This is a genomic window from Microbacterium sp. BF1 (assembly GCF_019279095.1).
Classification (GTDB): domain Bacteria; phylum Actinomycetota; class Actinomycetes; order Actinomycetales; family Microbacteriaceae; genus Microbacterium; species Microbacterium maritypicum.
The window spans coordinates 1-643 of the sequence record NZ_JAGYWT010000813.1 but is presented as its reverse complement, the minus strand read 5'-3'; the positions used below and the strand labels follow the sequence as shown (position 1 = coordinate 643).

Annotated in this window: 1 protein-coding gene and 1 pseudogene; one reads left to right on the top strand and one right to left on the bottom strand. The window is 69.5% G+C overall.

From position 1 onward, the window contains the following. A pseudogene (locus tag KZA10_RS18445) lies at positions 1 to 136 on the bottom strand (16S rRNA (adenine(1518)-N(6)/adenine(1519)-N(6))-dimethyltransferase); the annotation flags it as partial. A 6-nt stretch (positions 137 to 142) separates the two neighbouring features. Between KZA10_RS18445 and KZA10_RS16955 the strand changes: the two are divergent. Next, positions 143 to 643: PfkB family carbohydrate kinase (locus KZA10_RS16955; protein ID WP_308289708.1), on the top strand; the 501-nt coding region annotated here is incomplete at its 3' end.

Below are 643 nucleotides of genomic sequence, written 5' to 3'. Positions count from 1 at the left end.
CGAACACCGTCCGCAAGATCGTGCAGGCGGTGTTCGCGTCGGTGACGAAGTTCTGGCCGAGCTCGACGTCACCCCGACGAAGAAGCTCGGCGGCGAGGCGGCGGATCTCGGTGGCGCCGAGCAGGGTGACGGTCATCCTCCCATTCTCCCACGCGATGCCACCGCGCCGACCGGCGTCATGTTCAAGGATCCGGGAGCGGAGTCGTCCTCCGTCTACTACTACCGTCAGGGATCAGCCGCCTCCCGCATGGAGCCGGGATTCCTCACGACCGCGCAGCTCCAGAGCGTGCGGATCGTGCACACCACCGGGATCACCCCCGCGCTCTCCGCCTCGTGTCGTGAGATGGTCGATCGGCTCTTCATCGACGCACGCGCGGCAGGCGCTCTCGTGTCGTTCGACGTGAACGACCGTCGTCCGCTGTGGAGCACGCAGGAGGCGACCGAGACCCTCGCCCGCCTCGCGGACGCCGCGGACATCACCTTCGTCGGCCGCGACGAGGCCGAACGCATCTGGGGCACGGCGACGCCGGCCGAGATCCGCGCCTTCCTCCCGAACTGCGCGCTGCTGGTCGTCAAGGACGGCGACGTCGGCGCCACCGCCTTCGACGGCGACACCGAACCGGTGTTCGTCCCCGCCCCCGTG